Here is a 17,154-nt window from a genome sequence, read left to right as displayed (position 1 = left end):
CGCCAGGTCACTGAAGGACCAACCGAAGCGGCGCTTCGGGCGTAAAAGCGATGTCCTTGTAGGTCTGCAATGTCTGCTTATGGAGGAACGGCGGCAAGGCCTCTTTGACCGGCATGGGGCGCATTGCTGTCCGTTATCGGCTGAGTGATGCGAGAAGCTGCCGTTCTGCAGCCGGCCTCTTTGTCGCCGCAGCAAGGGGCAACTCTATTGACATGAGGGTGCGGAAAACTGTTGGCCCTGCTCGCACTTCAACGTGGAACACAGCAACAGGGATAACAATAGCACATGATCGCCCCATTCGGCCCGACGTCCAAAGCGTATGGAACGTCCTTCGGAACGAACATCCAGTCGCCTCCGACAAGTTCTTTCCCATTGTATATCACTGAGCCGGACACGATGAATCGCATAGCATCGCCATCCTTATGCGAATGTTCACGAACCTTCGCGTTCGGCTCAGCTTTAGTGATAAAAAACTGCGCTCCCTGACTTTCTTCCTTCGCGAAATAAACAGGGAGGTGCCATTTCTCGAAGCCGTTTTCCATCCCGGAGATCTTGAGCGAGTCGATTGTGCGGAGGACATCCTCGTCTCGCGAAGTCATAACTCTGTCAGGATTGTATGCCTTTCCACTTTGTCCCCACGCACCCCTTATGCGTTGGACACCTTCATCGAAAGAGATAAAATTAAACGGATCTCCTGACATCGCTTCCTCCTGAATTTCCATTTCTAAGCTACATATTACTGCGAAAGTTCGCAACTCCCTTTGCGTCAAGTCGCTTGCCGTGGTTGCATTGCAGATGCTTGGATTAGCATGCTTTGCGCTATCAGAATTGTCCTGGTCCAATGATTGATTGAGGACAATAGGAAAACGGCGATGGTCAATCTTATCCGAAATGAGTTATAGGTGATTTAGGATATTTCACAAATAGTTGGAATCTATTACGTGATGAGATTGTCGCGGCTTCAGCGGTTGCCGTTTGCCGATGAGGCAGACGGTGTTTATGTTTGAAAATTGTCAAAGGCATCTATCTAACAGGCTTCTTCAAGTGAGGAAAAGCAAATGAAACGGACAACTAGCCACCGCCAGATCGAAGATGACGAGATTGGCGGCCCTCCCGCCAGTCCGCTACTAGCTCGTGCGGTGATACTAGCTTGCATCTTCGCCAGCATCTTCTCGTCAATGGTCCTTCCCATGCGAGCAGAAGCAAATATGGTCGTCACACTCAGATCGTCCGAAGTCGCCTTGCCACCGCCCGCGCGCCGTACGTTTCCAGGTTTGGGATCAGTGGTTTCTTACGATGTTTCTCCAGTGCGACAGCCCACACCCATGAGTTGCTGGGCGGCCGTTTACACAATGATGCGTTCATGGCGTGAACAGCGGATGCTGACCATTCCTGAGGCCATAGCAACTCTTGGAAGCCCATATCTTCTTTATCTGTCGGAAGATAATGGCCTTCCAGGCGGCGCCGAGCAGGATCTCGTTGAAAAGGCAGGCTTGCGCGCAATTCCTCCCGCAAGTTATCCGCTGAAAACGTTTAGGCGTCTCCTGCGAGAGCGGGGACCGCTTTGGATCACAGCCGGCGACGGGATTACGGCGCACGCTAGGCTACTTGTGGGCATTTACAGCCCTGATGAAAATGAATCGGCGGAAGCCTATAAGAAGTCCTGGATGGAGTTCGTCGATCCGGAAGACGGGACGTTTCACTACGAAACGGCGTTCGACTTTGAAGACGTCTTTGAGCGAGAGGCAGCCTTTTTAGTTGGGGGGCACATGGATCGTACTCCCCTCCGTTGGCAGATAATTACCTTTTGACTACTCTACACTCGTCTTACAACGTCGGGCGCGGCCTCTGGGTCACGAACCGACTCCCATCAGAATAGTCCGTGCGACTTCGCGATTGTCGAGGTAACCGGCAATTCCATGCCGATTATCGGTGTGGTTCCTTACCCCCGGAAAATTGCGGATCGGCGGATTTACTGGAAAAGATTGTTCATCCAGCGGAAAGAGCGCCACCACGTCCCGAGTATCAAATGCATTAAACCAGTCCTTCACGCCGCTTGGGTATGAAATTGGTGCCAACTGGTCGCGGATGGCCCGGATGCCAAGCGGGGAGCCGACGGTGACGAAGAGCGGAACGTTGATACCCTGTCCTGCGTCGTGCAGAACGCTGTATGCTACGACAGAGCCCAAGGAGTGGCCGACGACCACGGTTTTGTTGGCGGTCAGTGCTCTCCGCACAATGGCATCTATGGTAGAACGAACAGCTGGATACCTCGTGTACAGGTAGACGTCTCGCGTGAACTGCTCGATCGCGCTTTGGCTCATGCCGCCACCGTGCTTGTCGATGGCGGCAAGGATTGCCTGAACCCATTCCCAATTCAGCGGTCCCTTCGGACGCGCGTTGTTACCATATTCGTCCAGAACCTGCGTATCGGTTATGCCCGTCTGCTCTCGGATCGATTGCGCCACGTCGGATTGAAAGGCAAGGAAATCATCGTCCTGACCACTTCCACCGTGGGCCTTGATCTCTCCGGTCAACGGGAGGTTCGCCTGATCGACGAATCGCTGCAGCTCGTCACCGTAGTAGGGAAACTCGACATCTAGATTTTCGGGAATGTGCATACCGAGTGCTTGCGCCCCAAGAGTCAGCGTCTCGATCCAAGCGGCCTTAAGCTTTTGAGGATCGAGATTGGCCTGACCTCGCCCATGCACGAGGAGCAGTTTCGCCGTCTGAGGCTGGGCCGACGCACTGGGAACCGCGACCGATGACAGCCCTGCGAGGGCGGCAAGAACCGTTCTTCTCGACAGCATCGTCATGATTTCCACACCTGAGCTTCGAGCACGATATCCATCCCTTTGTGGTCGAAAGTCGTCCACAGGGCCTGCTTTAAGAAATGGCGCGCTTCCTCGAACTCCTTGGGGATTGAGGCTCCAACCGCTTGCAAAAAATTCCATCCTTGCGAAAGCATCGGGCAGAAAGGAACAATCGCCGGATCCACTATATCGTGTGTGGCAGGCGGCGGCTCAGCGCCAGTGGAGGCGGCAAGCATAGCGACGTCGAATGGTAAAACGCCGAGATCGCCTTTCATGAATTGCGCCACTGAAATCAATTGCTCGATACGTCCTGCCTGCGCGTATGCATACGCGGCAAAAATTCCAAGCATTGGGTCGACCCCTTTCATCACTCGGATTTCATCTGCGAACTTTCCAGCTACATCCTCGTTTGCAAGCCGGAATGCCCCAATCGACGCCGCAGCCGCCACCGCAGCCCTCAGGCTTGTCAACCGCTCGGCATTGAAGGCATTGTCGCGTGTGTTGTAGGCCACGCTTGCTACGCCTTCCTCGCGTACGACGACCGTCACATCGTGCCGAGGAAGACCGGCAATTACAGTACCCGAGCCGTCCGCAAAACGGATGGCGATAGAGTAAGCACGATTACGAGCATGAACGACCTCTATACTCACGGCATCGCCATCAGAGCTACCAGTGGTCTTCGCTTCAAGCCCTGCGCTTACTAGCAAAGTGCTGATCCCCTTCGCGCCGACGACAAGCACAGTCGAACCCGTGGCCGAAGCTGGAGTGTTGAAAGGGACAGACAAGAGATCAAGCTTGGCGTTCACATAATCGCCGGCGCGGCTCAATTTAGTGTTAGACTCGCCGCCAGTATTCGGCGGTTCTGTACCTAAGATGTCGTTTGCGGCAATATCTTCTGGCGTCGTCATTGGCTTTAGGGGTGCCTGTTGCCCCACCGAGAAGTGAGCGCGGCCAATGTAGATGTCATCGTCCGACGTTACGCTCGAGTCGGGCAATTGCCTCAGCAGAAGTCCACTCGCCTGCGCACGCTTCGGAAGGTCGGACAGCAGATATCTCTTCAGCCGTCGGTTTGGCACGACCTTCTCACCATCCAAATCGAAGACCATCTCGGGGCGTGGATCTTGGAACGCGCTCAGAAAGCTGGTTGTGAATAGTCCCTGAAAGTTGGCAATACTGTCCGAAAGCTTTACCTCGTAAGCTGCCTCGCCGACCCTCGTCGCTAGAAATTGATCAACGTCCACACTCATTGTCGCAGCGCGCCCGCGATTGGGAAATATCAGACTGCCTTGAACATTTGAAATTCCGAGATCACTCGGCGCTGAACGGCAAGCATCCGAGATTATTACGATGTTGGGCACTGGATTCTGCCGCGCTATAAGGACGCTACCGACAAGATTGACTGCCTCGTTCGGGTCTTCGGGCGCTCCCGACAGCATCCAAAATTCGGATTGCTGGTTCACAAATCCGTGCCCAGAGAAATAGATTAAGAGTAGTCTGGGAGCGCTGGAGGCCAGCCGTGTGCTGATGGCATTCTTGATATCGGCCGCTTTAACAGGAGATGTGTCGTCGGTTAGTAGTGCCACGTCGAAGTTTTCCGATGTAAGCCATTCCGCCACCTTGCGCGCGCTGCTTACGCCAGCCGATAGAGCCGGAAGATTTCCAGGCCTGTCGACACCCACCACAATGGCAACTTTGCCGTTAGCTTGCGCGCGCGCGCAAGACGGTGAAACCATAGCAGTTGCTACGGTCATGCCGGTCAACTTGATGAAATGGCGCCTGTGCATGTCGGACTACCGCCTTCCGGAATAGGGCTGAGTCAAATGCAGCGTATCACTACAGTTGAGCTTGTCGAGCCGACCTGGCGTCTTTTGAGGCGCACGGCTCCAGAAAACGGCATTGGATCGCAAAAACTTGCAGACTTACCCTATTGCCGCTTACCTTAATCTCCGGTCGCGCTACTTGGGGACATTGGCTGGCGACCATTTTGTCCAAGAAGTTAACGCCAAACGATGCGCAGATGACGCTGATAGGGCCACGGTGGCACGCGACCCGTTTTGGGCTCTCGCAGTGGGTCCGTGGACTCCTAAAACTTGCCGTCCTTTGGCGCCCGTAGGACATCGGGATCGGGGCCGCTCAATAGTCCGGCAGATTTGAGGGTTAACTGAGCCAATTCGCCCTCCATCAATTGCCATTTCTCAAGAACGGAACATCAGCGGCGCTATAGGCGCGTTTCGAATGTCCTGCTAAGGTTGAGGATCTGAAGCGGGGGCTCAGTATTCAATGCGGAAGCTTTCAGCAGCCCTGGTGTCATTGCGGACCGGCAACTCTATGTCGGGAATCGCAAAAAGCGGGCAACAGGCAGCGGCTAAATGGTCGTGAGTCGGTAGTTGTTCCCACTTCGAAGATGAATCTACGGAAAAGGTCTTCCAAAGAAGCTAGTCGACTGCCATTCATCTAATGGCCAATCCCTCGCGGCTTCCGCGTGTGCAACAGACAAAGCGGGTCTCAGCTCGCGCCTACCAATGGAGCAACCGGATGATTGCAACGCCTGAAGGCAGGCTCATCTCTTTCGACGAAGCAGGGTTCACCGGACCTCGTCTGCTGGACAATCAACAACCCTATTTCGTCTATGCCTCTCATGACCTGACCGTAGACGAATCGGCCTCCCTCATCAGCGATCTGCGTATGCGTTACCGCCTCCTTCAGGGCAATGAACTGAAGGCCAAGAACCTCAAGAAGCGAGGAACCTGGCCGATGATCGTAACTGATTTGTGCGGCGCGACACATGGTCGGGCGAAAGTGGTAGTTCACAATAAGAAGGTTGCTCTAGCTGGAAAATTCGTCGAGTACTTTTTCGAGCCGGTCTTAGCGACCAACAGCGCACTATTCTACGGGGCAGATTTCCACCGCTATCTAATGACAGCGATCTTCGTCCTGCTACGCAATAGCCCGGCAGATTATGCGGAATTAGCGGAACAGATGCAGCAGTTCATGCGCACCTTCGATCCTGCGTCTGCCCCCGACATCTTTTCGAAGGGCAGCAGCCAAGCCGTTGAGATGGAGCGTATCCTGAAATTCTGCCGTGGTTACGCTACGGTCATTGAGGATCGATCAAGATGGTTGCGTCCGGAGGCTGGCCAAGGCGGTAAATGGACGCTCGACTTAACCTCCACTGCGCTGTTCTCGCTTCTGTTCTTTTATTGGGGTCACAGATATCCCAAATTGCGCCTCCTGTGCGACGATTCAAAGCCTTTGGCGGACGGGGTCGACCTTTTCAACGCGTGGGTTGGACAGGATCAATCAACCTCGCTAACGGATGGCAAGGCATCACACGAGATAAGGGGTAACTTAGTTGCACCCGTGGAATTCGGATCCTCTGAAACACACCCGACCATACAAGTAGCCGATTTGTTGGCGGGAATGACCCTTGAGGCGTGGGACGTCCAAAGCGAAGCAGCGACGACCGTGGCTCGTTGGCTGGGGGAGCACCAACTTCACGCTCATTCCGTCGATTTCCTCCCCGAGTTGGCCACTAAGAGCGACCGCCGGGTTCGAATCGGCAGAGAGATATTGAAGGAACTCGCCCAACGGGCGGATATAGGCCGCGATCCGCTTGATGGCATGGAGCAGTTTCTCCGCCGCACGGAATTGCGCTTTCCGTCTTGACGAGCATCGATTCCGGAGGGCGCGAGGGATCGGCGCCGCGACCAGACCGACGGCACTTAAGATTATCTGTAGCGGACGATCTGCGCGCATGCGCGAATGACATTGTAGAGGCCCCCTAACGGGCTTCGGTTTAGGATTGAGAACGCGGCCCTGATGGATAAAGAAGAACCCCAGTCTGATAAGAAGATCGCCGAGCTGCTCGGCGCCAAGCAGAATGCGTTGGGAATATTGGGCCGTCCAATGCCAGGCGGGTTTATTCAGTACGATGCCCCGGATCTAATGACGGCTGTGGCGCTGGCTGCCGACTTCAAGGCTGGGGGTCACTACAAGTACTTCCGCGGGCAGCGCGATGCGAGCTGGCAGGTGGTTTCAAGCTTTGTCCGAGCCAACGACGCCGACCGCACCAAGGCGGTCACTGACTTTGGCGCCTTTTACTCATTCGCCCGCGGTGCCCCGCACCTCGTTCCGTATCTGCAGAATGATGACGCACTCATTGCTACAGCGCAGCACCACGGCCTCGCCCTAACCAACTTCATAGATTTCACACGCAGTCCGGAGGTCGCGGGCTGGTTCGCAAGCGATGGAGCATCGACCGAGGACAAAGGAGCGATCTTTTTAGTCGATCGCGAGGCGGAAGGGGCATTTGACGCCTATAGCGGACCAGTGCGGTTCATCCACCTGGATGTTCCGAATCTGTGGCGTCTGCAGGCCCAAGAGGGATTGTTCTTGGAGGCGCCTGGAAAGTTCGACCATATCTGGCCACTGGACCGCATCGTCTTCCCTCATATTGCTTCTCACTCATCGATCCCAAGACGCAATATCTACCCCGACAAAAAGAGCGCATTGGAACTCGCTCTCGATCAGTACAGTGTGATGCGGCGCCGACGGGCCGGGTTCGACGATCTCTTGGAACACATTCACGCGGCCGGCGGGCTCTTGATTGAGCTGAGTGACGACGACAACACCACCGAAGAAGACGCCCTGGTCGTTCCGCCCGCTTGGATCGCCGGACCAAACGAGCGATGGAAAGACATCGATGTGGACTCCTCGGGTCCGGTGTTGGCCGAGCCCTTGTTAAACTCGATCGCCGCATTAACGGAGGTCATCGAAAAGCGTCGCGGCTGCACGGATCTTGTGACCGTCTCTGCGGGCGACGACGAAAAGCTGCAGAATCTGATCGATCGTGTATGGGGCGGGATGCGTCCACATCCTTATTCGGCCGATCATATCGCACGCTGCATCATTGCTACCATAAACCTGCAACGCGCGTTCCACAACGTTAATTTGAGTAACGGGCTGGAGCAGCGCAGAATTGCTGAAACGCTACTCGGTCCGACAACCGAGATCGAAATGTCCACCTCTGGGGAGAATGCTGCAAGGGCATTTGTAAACTTGCAGGATTTATGGCTAGCCTTGAAGCAAGATGTCCGTGACAAATGGGGGCCAGTCTTTGATCCACATGGAGATTGGCTGGATAGCATACTGGGCGAGGATTGGCAGAGACCCGGTCGGAATTTTGACGGCCAACAACTAGTGGAGCTTTTCGTGGTCCAGATTATTCCTTGGCAGGTGGCCACTTATAGAGATCCAGTTGCCTTCTCGGCTTTCCATGTACTTACCCTCGGCCGCGCCTAGTGTGAACTGCCGAATTGGAAGCGTCCCCCCTTGCGCAATTTAATGGCGTAAGGCCTCTCGTCTTGGCGATGGGACGGCCCATGCAAAGCCCGATTGTCTCTGTTCGTGTGACCTCTCGGCCAGCAGGATGGCCTGTTTGTCGGGACGGCGGCTTTTAGGCAGTCGAGAATGCAGGCGGAACGACCTAGATTGGGCGCAAAGCTGCCTTGGTCAAGTGAGGCTCTCAGCAGAGCAGCCTCCAGTGATCCACAACACAGCCCAACTAAGCCAACTGTGCACCGTGCGGCATTCATCGCCGCCGCAGCGCGATACCGCCCTGTTGCCGACCTTCACAAGCAGACTTCCTTGGCCTCGATGTCGGCAAGTTCCCCCCTCGCCGCCAACAACATCGCGCATTGGCCGGCATCAATCAGTGCGGCGCGGCACAGCCGACAGGTCTTGCCTTGTCCGGAACCGAAAGTGGGGCTTCGATCGACGCCGGCCCGCCCCGCACATCCAATGGTGCGATCATATCTCGCCACCTGCAGGGCGTCTCGATTTGAGCGCGAAGAATCCCCGGTATGCGCCGCGCCAAGGTCAGCCGCGCAGGATGAGATCGACCGCTTGAAGCAGGGCGTTTGCGGAAAGCGACACGCCGACCGTGCCTAAGCCGAGGAGCTGCGCCACAAACGCCTTGCGCTTGACGGAGATCTCGCTCATCGACGCGTTCGGCCAGCATAGCATCGATCTCATCGGTGAATGCTGCCTCCGACCAGCCCGCCACTCTGAGGGTCGCCAGAAAACGCCACACGATATTTCAGGAGCGTCCAAGGTCTCGACGATGTGGCTGAACAGACCTTCCGGTGATATTCTTTCCGTCCCCCAGCGAAAGCGCAGCTCTAAGGTATCGAGATCCGCTGGACCTTTGCCATTTCGATGCGCGTTGCCGATTGACTCGACGAACTTTGCGAACGCATCCGTCCCATCGAGATTGTGATGAACCGGAATTCGGTTGGCTGTGCGCCATTGCCCGCGGCCTCAAAGCACCTCTTCAACGATCGTGCGCAAAGTCCAAGGCGCCGGCGGATCTTGATTTAGTCGACCCTGCGGACCACAGGTTGGAGCGTCTGGGCATCGCCGCCTCTCGCGCGCTCGACGACGATGCGGACGCTGGCACCGTCGCGGTTGGCTACCACTTCTTCGATCATTGCGGTGAGGCCGGCCTTCAACGTTGCAAGCAACTGGTAGAGGACACCGGAAAAGTTCCATTGCCCGCCCGTCAATGCTCCGCCATCGCACTGGTTCGCCATGCAAACGTCATATCCGCGACGCCCTCGGACCCAATTCCTAAGCCGAATTATACTGGCGCGATCAGATTGAAATGGCGACTGACGCGTATGGCTTTTTAACGCCGTCGAGTACAACTCTCGCTATGGGGATCTCGCTCTATCGACAGTTCCCGAAAGCCTTAAAGGGGACGCCGCTCACCAGGCGCTATAATTGGTCGAACTTGCCCAATCCGATTGGCGTCCAATGGATGGCGTATTCGTGGATGCTCGACGAATTTGGGCGTGAGCTCGCCAATACCATCAATAGATTTACCAACGACGTCCATAGCCTGACAGCTTGGTCAAGGGTGATCCAGTCGCTAACGCAGAAGAAACAATTTGACGCGACCCATGAATTCATCGACACACTCGCCACCAACGCCTTGAACCCTCCCTATGTAGTCAAGGGGCGCTTCGGCTTCGCCGCCGCCCATCCGTGCCATCAGGCGAATATGCTCAAGCGGCCCGCCACCTGGAGCGACGACCTGCCGCTCGACTACGACATCTATCCCCACGTGGCTGACAAGTATGGCAAGTCTTGGGGAGGCTACAAAGGACTAAAGCGCGCTTGACGCCATTGGCGCAAGTGCCTTCCGCGATGGCACCGACGATTTCCGCAATGCCTACAATCATCGGTTCTCGCCGCGGTTTGTGGTTGGAATGACGCAACTCGTAACGCGGATCGTCAACGAGAAGACGGGCCAGGTCCGTTACGGGTTCGGCGGACGTGAGCCGCTCGACCTTGCCAAGATTGTGACCTTGCTGGAGCGAGAACGCGTTCGCGAGCTTCCAAGAACTCGTACGCGAACACGAAGCGGCAATCCGAGAACAAGCCCAATGCTAGTCAGCGAATGTTCAGTGGCGCAGGGGGAGTGCGCCGATCTGAGGGGTGCATTCAATATCTGCGTCTAGAAACTGCCGTCCGGTGCGGGCAACAATTCTGTCTGAAATCAGATCCTGGACAGAGTCGTTCTTCTATTGCCGGCAACAAAGCGCAATGCGGGACAGAAAGATTGGTTGGAATGATGGATTGGCTCCGGAGGGGCGGCGGTCTCTTGTCGCCGTCGTCAGCGCATTGGATTCGTCGGCCATGACGAGTGGTGAATCTAGGCTGGCTGGTTTTCTGTCGTGATTGCTATCACCCCTTTTTCTCCCACAACTGACGGAACGTGCCTTGCTTCGTCAAGCTCCCTTTGGATATAAGCCACACAAGGTCGACCTTGGGAGGAATGTAACGTGCGAAAAGTTGAGACGGCGCTTAAGCTGCTTTCGATGACTTCAGGCAACGGTCCCGACTTTGCCGGACATTGGAAAAACGAGCTTGGTTCGAAGATGTTTCTTGCCGTTGTGGGGAACAAAGTGTCCGGTTCATATACGACCGCGAAAAGCGGGAGCGGGAAGTCCTTGACCGGAGACGTGGCCGGATTTGTAAATGGCGATCTAATCTCGTTTGTCGTCGCCTGGCCGGTAGCAGCGATAACTGCTTGGGTAGGGCAACTGACTACCGCTGCAGATGGTTCAGACGTTCTCGACACTCTTTGGCAGATGACGCAAAACGTTGCCGATGCCGAGGAACCCGACGATATGTGGGCTTCAATCAACGCAGGTGCAGATCAATTCGTTCGGGAATAGCCGCTGCAAGATTTCAGGCTGTTGCTCTCGCTCGGAGGTTCGGCGATGGTGGACCTGTGATCTGACGAAGCTAGAATAGCCTGTCTTACCTGTCCCGGATGTATAAGTTCGTCAGACCATTTGGCGCACCGATCTTGGCCGCAGCTTGCCAATTTCGAGGATTTCCGCAACTTGGCAACAAGGACGGCGTCTGGCTGACCTTGTTCCTCGACCACCTGGCCCGATCCGGATCCAGCCGCTGCTGCATCAGACGACCGAGGGGCTGAGCGAAGTGGCCGTGCCTGACTTCACCTTGGCGCAAGTGCGTGAACATCTCCTCCGGTCCGGCCGCGATCCTAAGTTCCTCCCTGAAGACGTGCTGCTGTCGCTTACACGTCCCACATTGGCGGCGATCTATTGCCGAATTCCCGGAAGCGAGCGCTGGGCCGGCTGTCGCGAATATGAGCTGGTCGATCGGTATTGGCGAAGGGCGACGATAGAGAACCGCACCCAGGCGTTCCATGCCAGCGACGGATATGCTTTGCTCCGTCTCGCTGGCACGCTACTTGATGGGAGTGCGATCTATCCGTGGACGGCCAGCGTTGCTGCCAGACTGGCCGTTGCAGACGCGACTCGCGATCGGCTCATCACCGCCGGCGTGCTGCGTCCCGCGCAGAGTCGGCCGCCTACCTGTTGTTGGAGCTCATGCCGAAAGGGCAGCGGACGTCCTGCTGGGCGACCACGCCGCAGCGCCGGTTCCCGTTCGCCATCAAATTAGGCGCTTGCTGTGCCGTGCCGCACCACGCGACGCTTGGTCGAGACGATCACTCGCATGAGTGCACAGATAGTTCGGACCGTCTGATGGTCGCCGAACTTGCGGGATGGATGCCGATCGAGGAGTCTGTGGAGTTTCTAGAAGGCTTGATCGACGGCGAGTCAGAAGCGGTTGAAAAGGCGGCTCTGGTCGCGTTGCGACAGCAACAGGCCGACGCCGGGACCGCAGAGCTCATCGCCGCTTTGCCGGACCAACCGCAACCGCGGCAGTGGGCTTGGCTACATGCCCTAATTCGGCGTGGCGACCCCGCTCACCTCGCAGACCCCAAGGATCCGCGTTCGATCCATGCTTTGCTTGACCATCTTGGGGAATATTTCCGGGAGGAAGCGAATTCGCTGCTCAAGAAATGATCGAAGGAACTGGCGGACGCGGCCGAAAGGCTCGAGAGAAACTCCCACCGGTAGATCGCACGCATGCACGGCCCCGATACATACCAGGCGAGGTGGAGACTGGCGAAGGACTATCCCGTGGTGGCCCTGAACTATTCGGCCGCCTGATAAGCGCTGGCAAAATCGTTAGGTTTGGGAAGGAAGGCTGCTCCGGCCAAGAAAACCTACCTCGACGCGTAAAGCGAAAGCCTGATCTCAATTTTGCAAAGCGCTCGCTGGGACCGGCCGCAACGCGGTCAGGATCAAGAACCTAGCGTGCGACCAAACGACACCAAGCGCTACCCGTTGTCCAGCGTGGAAGATGATTGCCTCCGTGGTTTCTCCGACGCGCCAGCGCCCAGTAAACCTTCCTTTCTGGCCTTGGCAAATGCCCGGTCACCTTCCAGAAATCCGACCAGCATAAAGGGGATCAGTTCAGCCACGGTTTCGGACTCGCCATAGGTCTGACGGTAAAGTGCGGCATAGTCATTAAGTGCTTGGCTCAAGTCGGCGCCAACGGTGATGGTGATCTTCGAAGGTGTCCGGTCCGGAAGTTTTCCGAGTTTCAAATTAGCCATCAAATCCTCCTGTTCACCCCGTATATGGCCGCAACACGAGGTCCTTGTGCACGACGACGCGCAACGGCCAACCAGGGCGGACGGTGATCGTGGGTTGGACGTTCAGGTTCTTTTCCGTGATCCGTTGGCCGGCTTGACTGACGTTCTGCTGGGCGGATTCACGAATTGCCTTGACCAAGTCGCTTTCATTTTCCCCAAAGCTCAACTCGGTACCAACCCCCAGCAATGTGGCCACCGCGACGCCCTGGATCAGCTGCCAAGTATGGAAATCCACTTTGTCCTCGAGCCCGGCATAGCCGGCCGCGTCGGTCACGGGCAGATTGTCGATTTCGATAGATGAGCCGTCCGGCATCACGATGCGTTGCCACACCAACAGAGCGCGCCTTTGCCCAAAGGCTACAACGCTGTCGTAGGTGCCGATCAGCCGTGAGCCCTGCGGGATGAGCAGGATGCTGCCGGTGACGCTGTCGTGCACATTCTCGGTGATCTGGGCGACGACAAGGCCGGGCAGATCGGAATTGATGCCGGTGATCAGGCTTGCAGCGATCACGCTACCGGCCATGATCTGATAGGGCGAAGCCGGCGTCTGCAGTGTATGCGGGTTGTAGATCCCGCCGGTGTTCCGTTGATCGATGAAATCGAGCTTGCGCTGTTGATTGTTCGGGTCGCCCTCGGCCGGCGCGACGGAAGCTCGCTGGCCTTCTGTATTTGGCTGCGGAGACGCCGTCTCGAAAGGCGAACGTCCGCCCTGCCCATTGCCAAAAGCTTCCGTCTGCTGGGGCCGGTTTTCGATGCGGAAGAGGACTTGCGACTCGCGCGCCTCAACCGCTTGTTGTGCAAGCCGCTGGGCCTCGGCGGAAACGTCTTGCCCTGGTGCGATGCCAAGCTGGCGCTGGTGCTCGAGAATAGGACGGCCGAGATCCCCAGGCAGCGGCGGTCCAAGCACCGGAGCCTTCGGCTTGCTCCCGGAATAGTCCTTGGGCAGCGTTTCAAGTCCCTCGGCGGTCGGCTTGCGGTCCGTGCTGTAGAGCTCTTCGGCCTGCTGTTTCAGGCGCAATGCGGGTCCCCGCAGCGCCATCATCGTGACGCCAAAAACAGCGCCGGAACCAACAGCAGCGATCGCGACGATTATGCCGCGCCTGAACCGCACCGCTCGGCGGGGCGAGGCTCTCAGCTGCAGCTGTTCGGGATTGAGCTTCGGCAGAGCATTCGGATGGGAAGTATCGTTCATGAGCCTCCCCTTACCTGCCAAAACGCGAAAACAGCCAAACCCGCCGCGGCGGTTGCCGACCGTCGGTTCTCGTAATGCGCACCACCTGCTGTTGCTTGGTGCCAAGCCGCAGCTCGGCCGCAGCAAAGAGGCGATCGACGATGTAGTAGTTGCCGCGCATGCGATAGTTGACGAGGTGGTTGTCCCCGTCGGCTCCGACGATGAAGAGCGGCGGCGCCTCCCCTTGGTCGATACGGCTCGGAAATTCGATATAGACCCTGCTGCCATCATCAAAGGCGCGCGTCGGTCTCCACGGTGGCGTGTCGCCGGCGATCGAATACCGGAAGCGGATGTTTTCGAGTGCTACGTTCGAGGCCGCGGGCATTTCAGCCTCGGCCTGAGCGTTGCGCCGCCGAAGCGCCATGAGTTGGTCTTCGCTGTAAATCCAGGAGAGCGCCGCCATGGCAGTTTTCTCAGTGCTTTGAAGTTGCAGGTGATAGGATCGCCTGTCCGTCGTGATGACCAGATTGGTGGCAAGCCCCGGCGCGAATGGCTTCACCAGCACATGAGTGCGCTGGTCATCGCCTGAGCCACTAACGGTGTCACCGATCACCCAACGGACCGTGTCCCCGGCTGAGACCGAGGTCAGCTTCTCGCCCCTCTGCAATGAGATATCGGTGACGCGCTCCGGCGCGGCGTAGAGCTGGTAGAGCGCGCCGTCGGCAAAGGGGTAAACCTGCACCGCATTGACATAGCCAAACTTGGTGGGTTGTTGCGTCGCCGCCTTGTTGGCATCGGCGACCTGTTCTTCCGGCGAGCGCTTATCTGAGGCGGGCTTGCCGGGTGCGAGCATCAACTGACCAGGCAACGGCAACGGCTTCGGCACTTCCACGACCTTGACCGGCTTCTCCGGCGCCTTCTCGATCGCGGCTGGTTTGAAATCCTCGTGGTCATAGGGAATCTGAGGCGGCGGCACTGGCTTCGAGGCACAGGCCGAAAGAACCGCAGCAGACGCCGACAGCATGAAGGCAGCACGAAACGATGGGGCTCTATTTGTCATTGGCGGGCTCCTGAGGGGAAACGGGGGTTGGCGCGGCGCTGTCGAGCTCGCGCGACCAGTCGATGGCGTTGATGAAGACGCCGAGAGGGTTCTTGCGCAGCTGGTCAGTGTTCGTCGGCGAGCGGATCACTATGGTGAGGATACCTGTCCAGCGCGTCGTGCTCGCAAGGCTACCACGCTCAAAAATCTGCTCGGTCCATTTGACCTGGAATGAACTGTCGGAAGCCCTGACGACGCTGGTCACCTGCACCGACACGCTGCGCGTGCCGATCTGACTGAACGGGTCGTTCGCCTTGGCATGCTCGTTGAGGAAAAGCGCCGCGCGGTCGGTGGCGAAATCGTAGGCCGACAGCCAGTTCTGCCGCACCAGCACCGGATCGGTGGAGATGGAGCGGACATTCTGGATGAAGCGGCCGAGATGCCAAGCGATCTGGGCATCGTCAGGCTGGTAGTCCTGAATTGCCGGCGCGACGGCGCGCGCCTCACCAAAACGGTCGACCTCAACGACGTAAGGCGCAAAGCGGCCCTGCGCCGACTGCCATAGAAGCCCGCCAGAAAGCCCCGCGGCCAAGGCCAGGCAGCCAAAGGCCATCAGGCGCCAGTTCCTCGCCTGCACGCGCGCTGTGCCGATGCGTTCGTCCCAGAGCTGACCGGCCTTTTGATAAGGTGTTTCAGGCTCGGACGTCTTTCCGTAACGCTGAACGGGTCGCTTGAAGAGCATCTAATCTTCCTTGTCGTTGAGAGAGGGGTTGGCGCCGCTTCCGCCCCGATCGCCATCGCGCACCACCTGCGTGGCAGCATGGCGATGGGCGCGCGCGGCCTGTTCGGAGCGCAGACGCCTTGCCCATGGAGGCGCCGCGGTTGGATCCGCAGCGGGCGAACTTCCGCTCATCGAGCTGATCGGCGTGCCACCGGTCGCTGTCCAGCCGGCATCGCGGCCGGCGTCGGCGCTGCGTCGGAAAGGCTCTGAAGCAGATCGCATTCCCTGCATCGCGGCGCCGCCAGCGGCATTCGCAACACCCTGCAGCCCAGCAGCTACCCCGGAGAGGACGGAGCCAGGCGCTGTTGCACGGCCCATATGCCAGGCCGTGGAAGCAGCCGATCCCATAGCTGTGCCGGCACGGATTGCACCAAGACTACCGCCGGCCGCCATGCGCGTGCCGGCAAACGCGGCGCCTCCGGCAACGAGCGTTGATCCGGCTGCGGCCCCCGTTGTTCCAAGTGCTGCGCCAGCACCGAGCTGCGGCGCGCCGGAAACAAGACCCGACGCAATCCCGGGGCCGAAAATGCCGAGCCCAAGCAGCGCAAGTGCACCCAACACCTGCGACATCGCCGCGGCCAGGTCCGGCTCCTGGCCCTGCAGGGCGGAAGCGAACTCGCCAAAGAGCGTGGAGCCGATGCCGACGATGACGGCAAGCACCATCACCTTGATGCCCGACGAAATCACATTGCCGAGCACGCGCTCGGCCAGGAACGCCGAGCGGTTCCAGAGCGCGAAGGGCACCAGGACGAAGCCGGCCAGCGTGGTGAGCTTGAACTCGAGGATGGTGATGAAGAGCTGGATGGAAAGAATGAAGAAGGCGATGAGGACCAAGAACCAGGCCAGAAGCAGCACGAAGATGGTGAGCGCGTTACCGAAAATCTCGGGGAAGCCTACTAGCTGGCTCGCTTGATTGAGGAGCGGCCAGGCGCCCTCGAAGCCGGCTGCGGCAATCCGGCCTGGCCGCAGGAGACTTTCGGCGGACAGATTGCCGGCGGACGCATTGATGCCGAGCCCGGCAAAGGAACGGTAGATGATGTCGGCGAGGTTCTTGAAGTTGTTGAGCATGAAGGCGAAGGCGCCGACATAGAGCACTTTGCGGACAAGCCGGCCAAAAACGTTGGGTTCGCCGCCGAAAGCCCAGACCAAGCCCGCGAGCGTGATGTCAATGCCGATCAGAATTGTGGTGAGAAAGGCGACGTCGCCCGAAAGCAGACCGAACCCGCTATCGATATAGCGGGTAAAGGTCTCCATGAAGCGATCGATGACTCCGAGGTCGTTCATGTAGCCGCCTTCCTCGTTGTCTTAAAG

General features: G+C 57.8%; 16 protein-coding genes and 1 pseudogene. 7 read left to right on the top strand and 10 right to left on the bottom strand.

Annotation, left to right across the window (positions count from 1 at the left end; all coding sequences use genetic code 11):
* Positions 1–248: 248 nt before the first annotated feature.
* On the bottom strand, positions 249–722 hold the full coding sequence (locus NKJ88_RS23570) for a cupin domain-containing protein (protein WP_352445748.1): 474 nt from the start codon (positions 720–722) through the stop codon (positions 249–251).
* Positions 723–1,058: 336 nt separating this feature from the next.
* On the opposite strand from NKJ88_RS23570, the gene NKJ88_RS23565 reads away from it, so the two are divergent.
* Entirely contained in the window at positions 1,059–1,811 is a 753-nt protein-coding gene (locus NKJ88_RS23565; protein ID WP_352445746.1) for a papain-like cysteine protease family protein, read from the top strand.
* Between the two features lie 42 nt (positions 1,812–1,853).
* On the opposite strand, the gene NKJ88_RS23560 is transcribed toward NKJ88_RS23565, so the two are convergent.
* Positions 1,854–2,816 (bottom strand): alpha/beta hydrolase family protein, encoded by a 963-nt coding sequence (locus NKJ88_RS23560; RefSeq protein ID WP_352445744.1) that lies wholly within the window; start codon positions 2,814–2,816, stop codon positions 1,854–1,856.
* Positions 2,813–4,564 (bottom strand): caspase family protein, encoded by a 1,752-nt coding sequence (locus tag NKJ88_RS23555; RefSeq protein WP_352445742.1) that lies wholly within the window; start codon positions 4,562–4,564, stop codon positions 2,813–2,815. Before NKJ88_RS23555 ends, NKJ88_RS23560 begins: the two co-directional genes overlap by 4 nt.
* A 784-nt stretch (positions 4,565–5,348) precedes the next feature.
* Here NKJ88_RS23555 and NKJ88_RS23550 point away from each other — a divergent pair.
* Both NKJ88_RS23550 and NKJ88_RS23545 read left to right on the top strand, forming a co-directional pair.
* Positions 5,349–6,479, top strand: a complete 1,131-nt coding sequence (locus tag NKJ88_RS23550) for a DUF3800 domain-containing protein (protein ID WP_352445741.1) — start codon at positions 5,349–5,351, stop codon at positions 6,477–6,479.
* Positions 6,480–6,632: 153 nt separating this feature from the next.
* A complete protein-coding gene (locus NKJ88_RS23545; RefSeq protein WP_352445739.1) occupies positions 6,633–8,114 on the top strand; it encodes an FRG domain-containing protein in 1,482 nt (493 codons plus the stop codon).
* A gap of 576 nt (positions 8,115–8,690) precedes the next feature.
* Here NKJ88_RS23545 and NKJ88_RS23540 read toward each other — a convergent pair.
* The gene (locus NKJ88_RS23540) at positions 8,691–8,813 is read right to left on the bottom strand and encodes a hypothetical protein (protein ID WP_352445737.1); all 123 of its coding nucleotides are present in this window, start codon (positions 8,811–8,813) and stop codon (positions 8,691–8,693) included.
* A 374-nt stretch (positions 8,814–9,187) separates the two neighbouring features.
* Positions 9,188–9,403 carry a hypothetical protein gene (locus NKJ88_RS23535; RefSeq protein WP_031213868.1) on the bottom strand — a complete coding sequence of 72 codons (216 nt, stop codon included), beginning with the start codon at positions 9,401–9,403 and terminating at the stop codon, positions 9,188–9,190.
* A gap of 71 nt (positions 9,404–9,474) precedes the next feature.
* Here NKJ88_RS23535 and NKJ88_RS23530 point away from each other — a divergent pair, with 71 nt between their 5' ends.
* The 4 genes and pseudogenes from NKJ88_RS23530 to NKJ88_RS33030 form a co-directional block, all read left to right on the top strand.
* Positions 9,475–9,993, top strand: a complete 519-nt coding sequence (locus NKJ88_RS23530) for a hypothetical protein (protein WP_352445735.1) — start codon at positions 9,475–9,477, stop codon at positions 9,991–9,993.
* Positions 9,994–10,657: 664 nt separating this feature from the next.
* Positions 10,658–11,053: an avidin/streptavidin family protein gene (locus tag NKJ88_RS23525; RefSeq protein ID WP_023692446.1), complete on the top strand. Its 396-nt coding sequence runs from the start codon at positions 10,658–10,660 to the stop codon at positions 11,051–11,053.
* Positions 11,054–11,893: 840 nt separating this feature from the next.
* A complete protein-coding gene (locus NKJ88_RS23520; RefSeq protein ID WP_352445732.1) occupies positions 11,894–12,217 on the top strand; it encodes a hypothetical protein in 324 nt (107 codons plus the stop codon).
* A 72-nt stretch (positions 12,218–12,289) separates the two neighbouring features.
* Positions 12,290–12,361 (top strand): annotated as a pseudogene (locus NKJ88_RS33030) (MucR family transcriptional regulator); the annotation flags it as partial.
* Positions 12,362–12,534: 173 nt separating this feature from the next.
* Here NKJ88_RS33030 and NKJ88_RS23515 read toward each other — a convergent pair.
* From NKJ88_RS23515 to trbL, 5 genes are read right to left on the bottom strand one after another with little or no spacing between them, the layout of a single operon-like run.
* On the bottom strand, positions 12,535–12,813 hold the full coding sequence (locus tag NKJ88_RS23515; RefSeq protein WP_023692449.1) for a DUF2274 domain-containing protein: 279 nt from the start codon (positions 12,811–12,813) through the stop codon (positions 12,535–12,537).
* 13 nt (positions 12,814–12,826) lie between these two features.
* Complete coding sequence (locus tag NKJ88_RS23510) at positions 12,827–14,044, bottom strand: TraB/TrbI/VirB10 family type IV secretion system protein (RefSeq protein WP_352445760.1); 1,218 nt, start codon at positions 14,042–14,044, stop codon at positions 12,827–12,829.
* Between the two features lie 10 nt (positions 14,045–14,054).
* A complete protein-coding gene (gene trbG, locus NKJ88_RS23505) occupies positions 14,055–15,083 on the bottom strand; it encodes a P-type conjugative transfer protein TrbG (RefSeq protein WP_352445730.1) in 1,029 nt (342 codons plus the stop codon).
* The gene (gene trbF / locus NKJ88_RS23500; protein WP_023704090.1) at positions 15,073–15,804 is read right to left on the bottom strand and encodes a conjugal transfer protein TrbF; all 732 of its coding nucleotides are present in this window, start codon (positions 15,802–15,804) and stop codon (positions 15,073–15,075) included. Before trbF ends, trbG begins: the two co-directional genes overlap by 11 nt.
* Positions 15,805–17,127, bottom strand: coding sequence for a P-type conjugative transfer protein TrbL (trbL, locus tag NKJ88_RS23495; RefSeq protein WP_352445729.1), 1,323 nt, complete (start codon positions 17,125–17,127; stop codon positions 15,805–15,807).
* Positions 17,128–17,154 lie beyond the last annotated feature (27 nt).

Source organism: Mesorhizobium sp. M0016, assembly GCF_040324035.1.
GTDB lineage: Bacteria > Pseudomonadota > Alphaproteobacteria > Rhizobiales > Rhizobiaceae > Mesorhizobium.
Note: the sequence above shows the minus strand (reverse complement) of the source record. Positions and strands in the feature narration are given on the sequence as shown.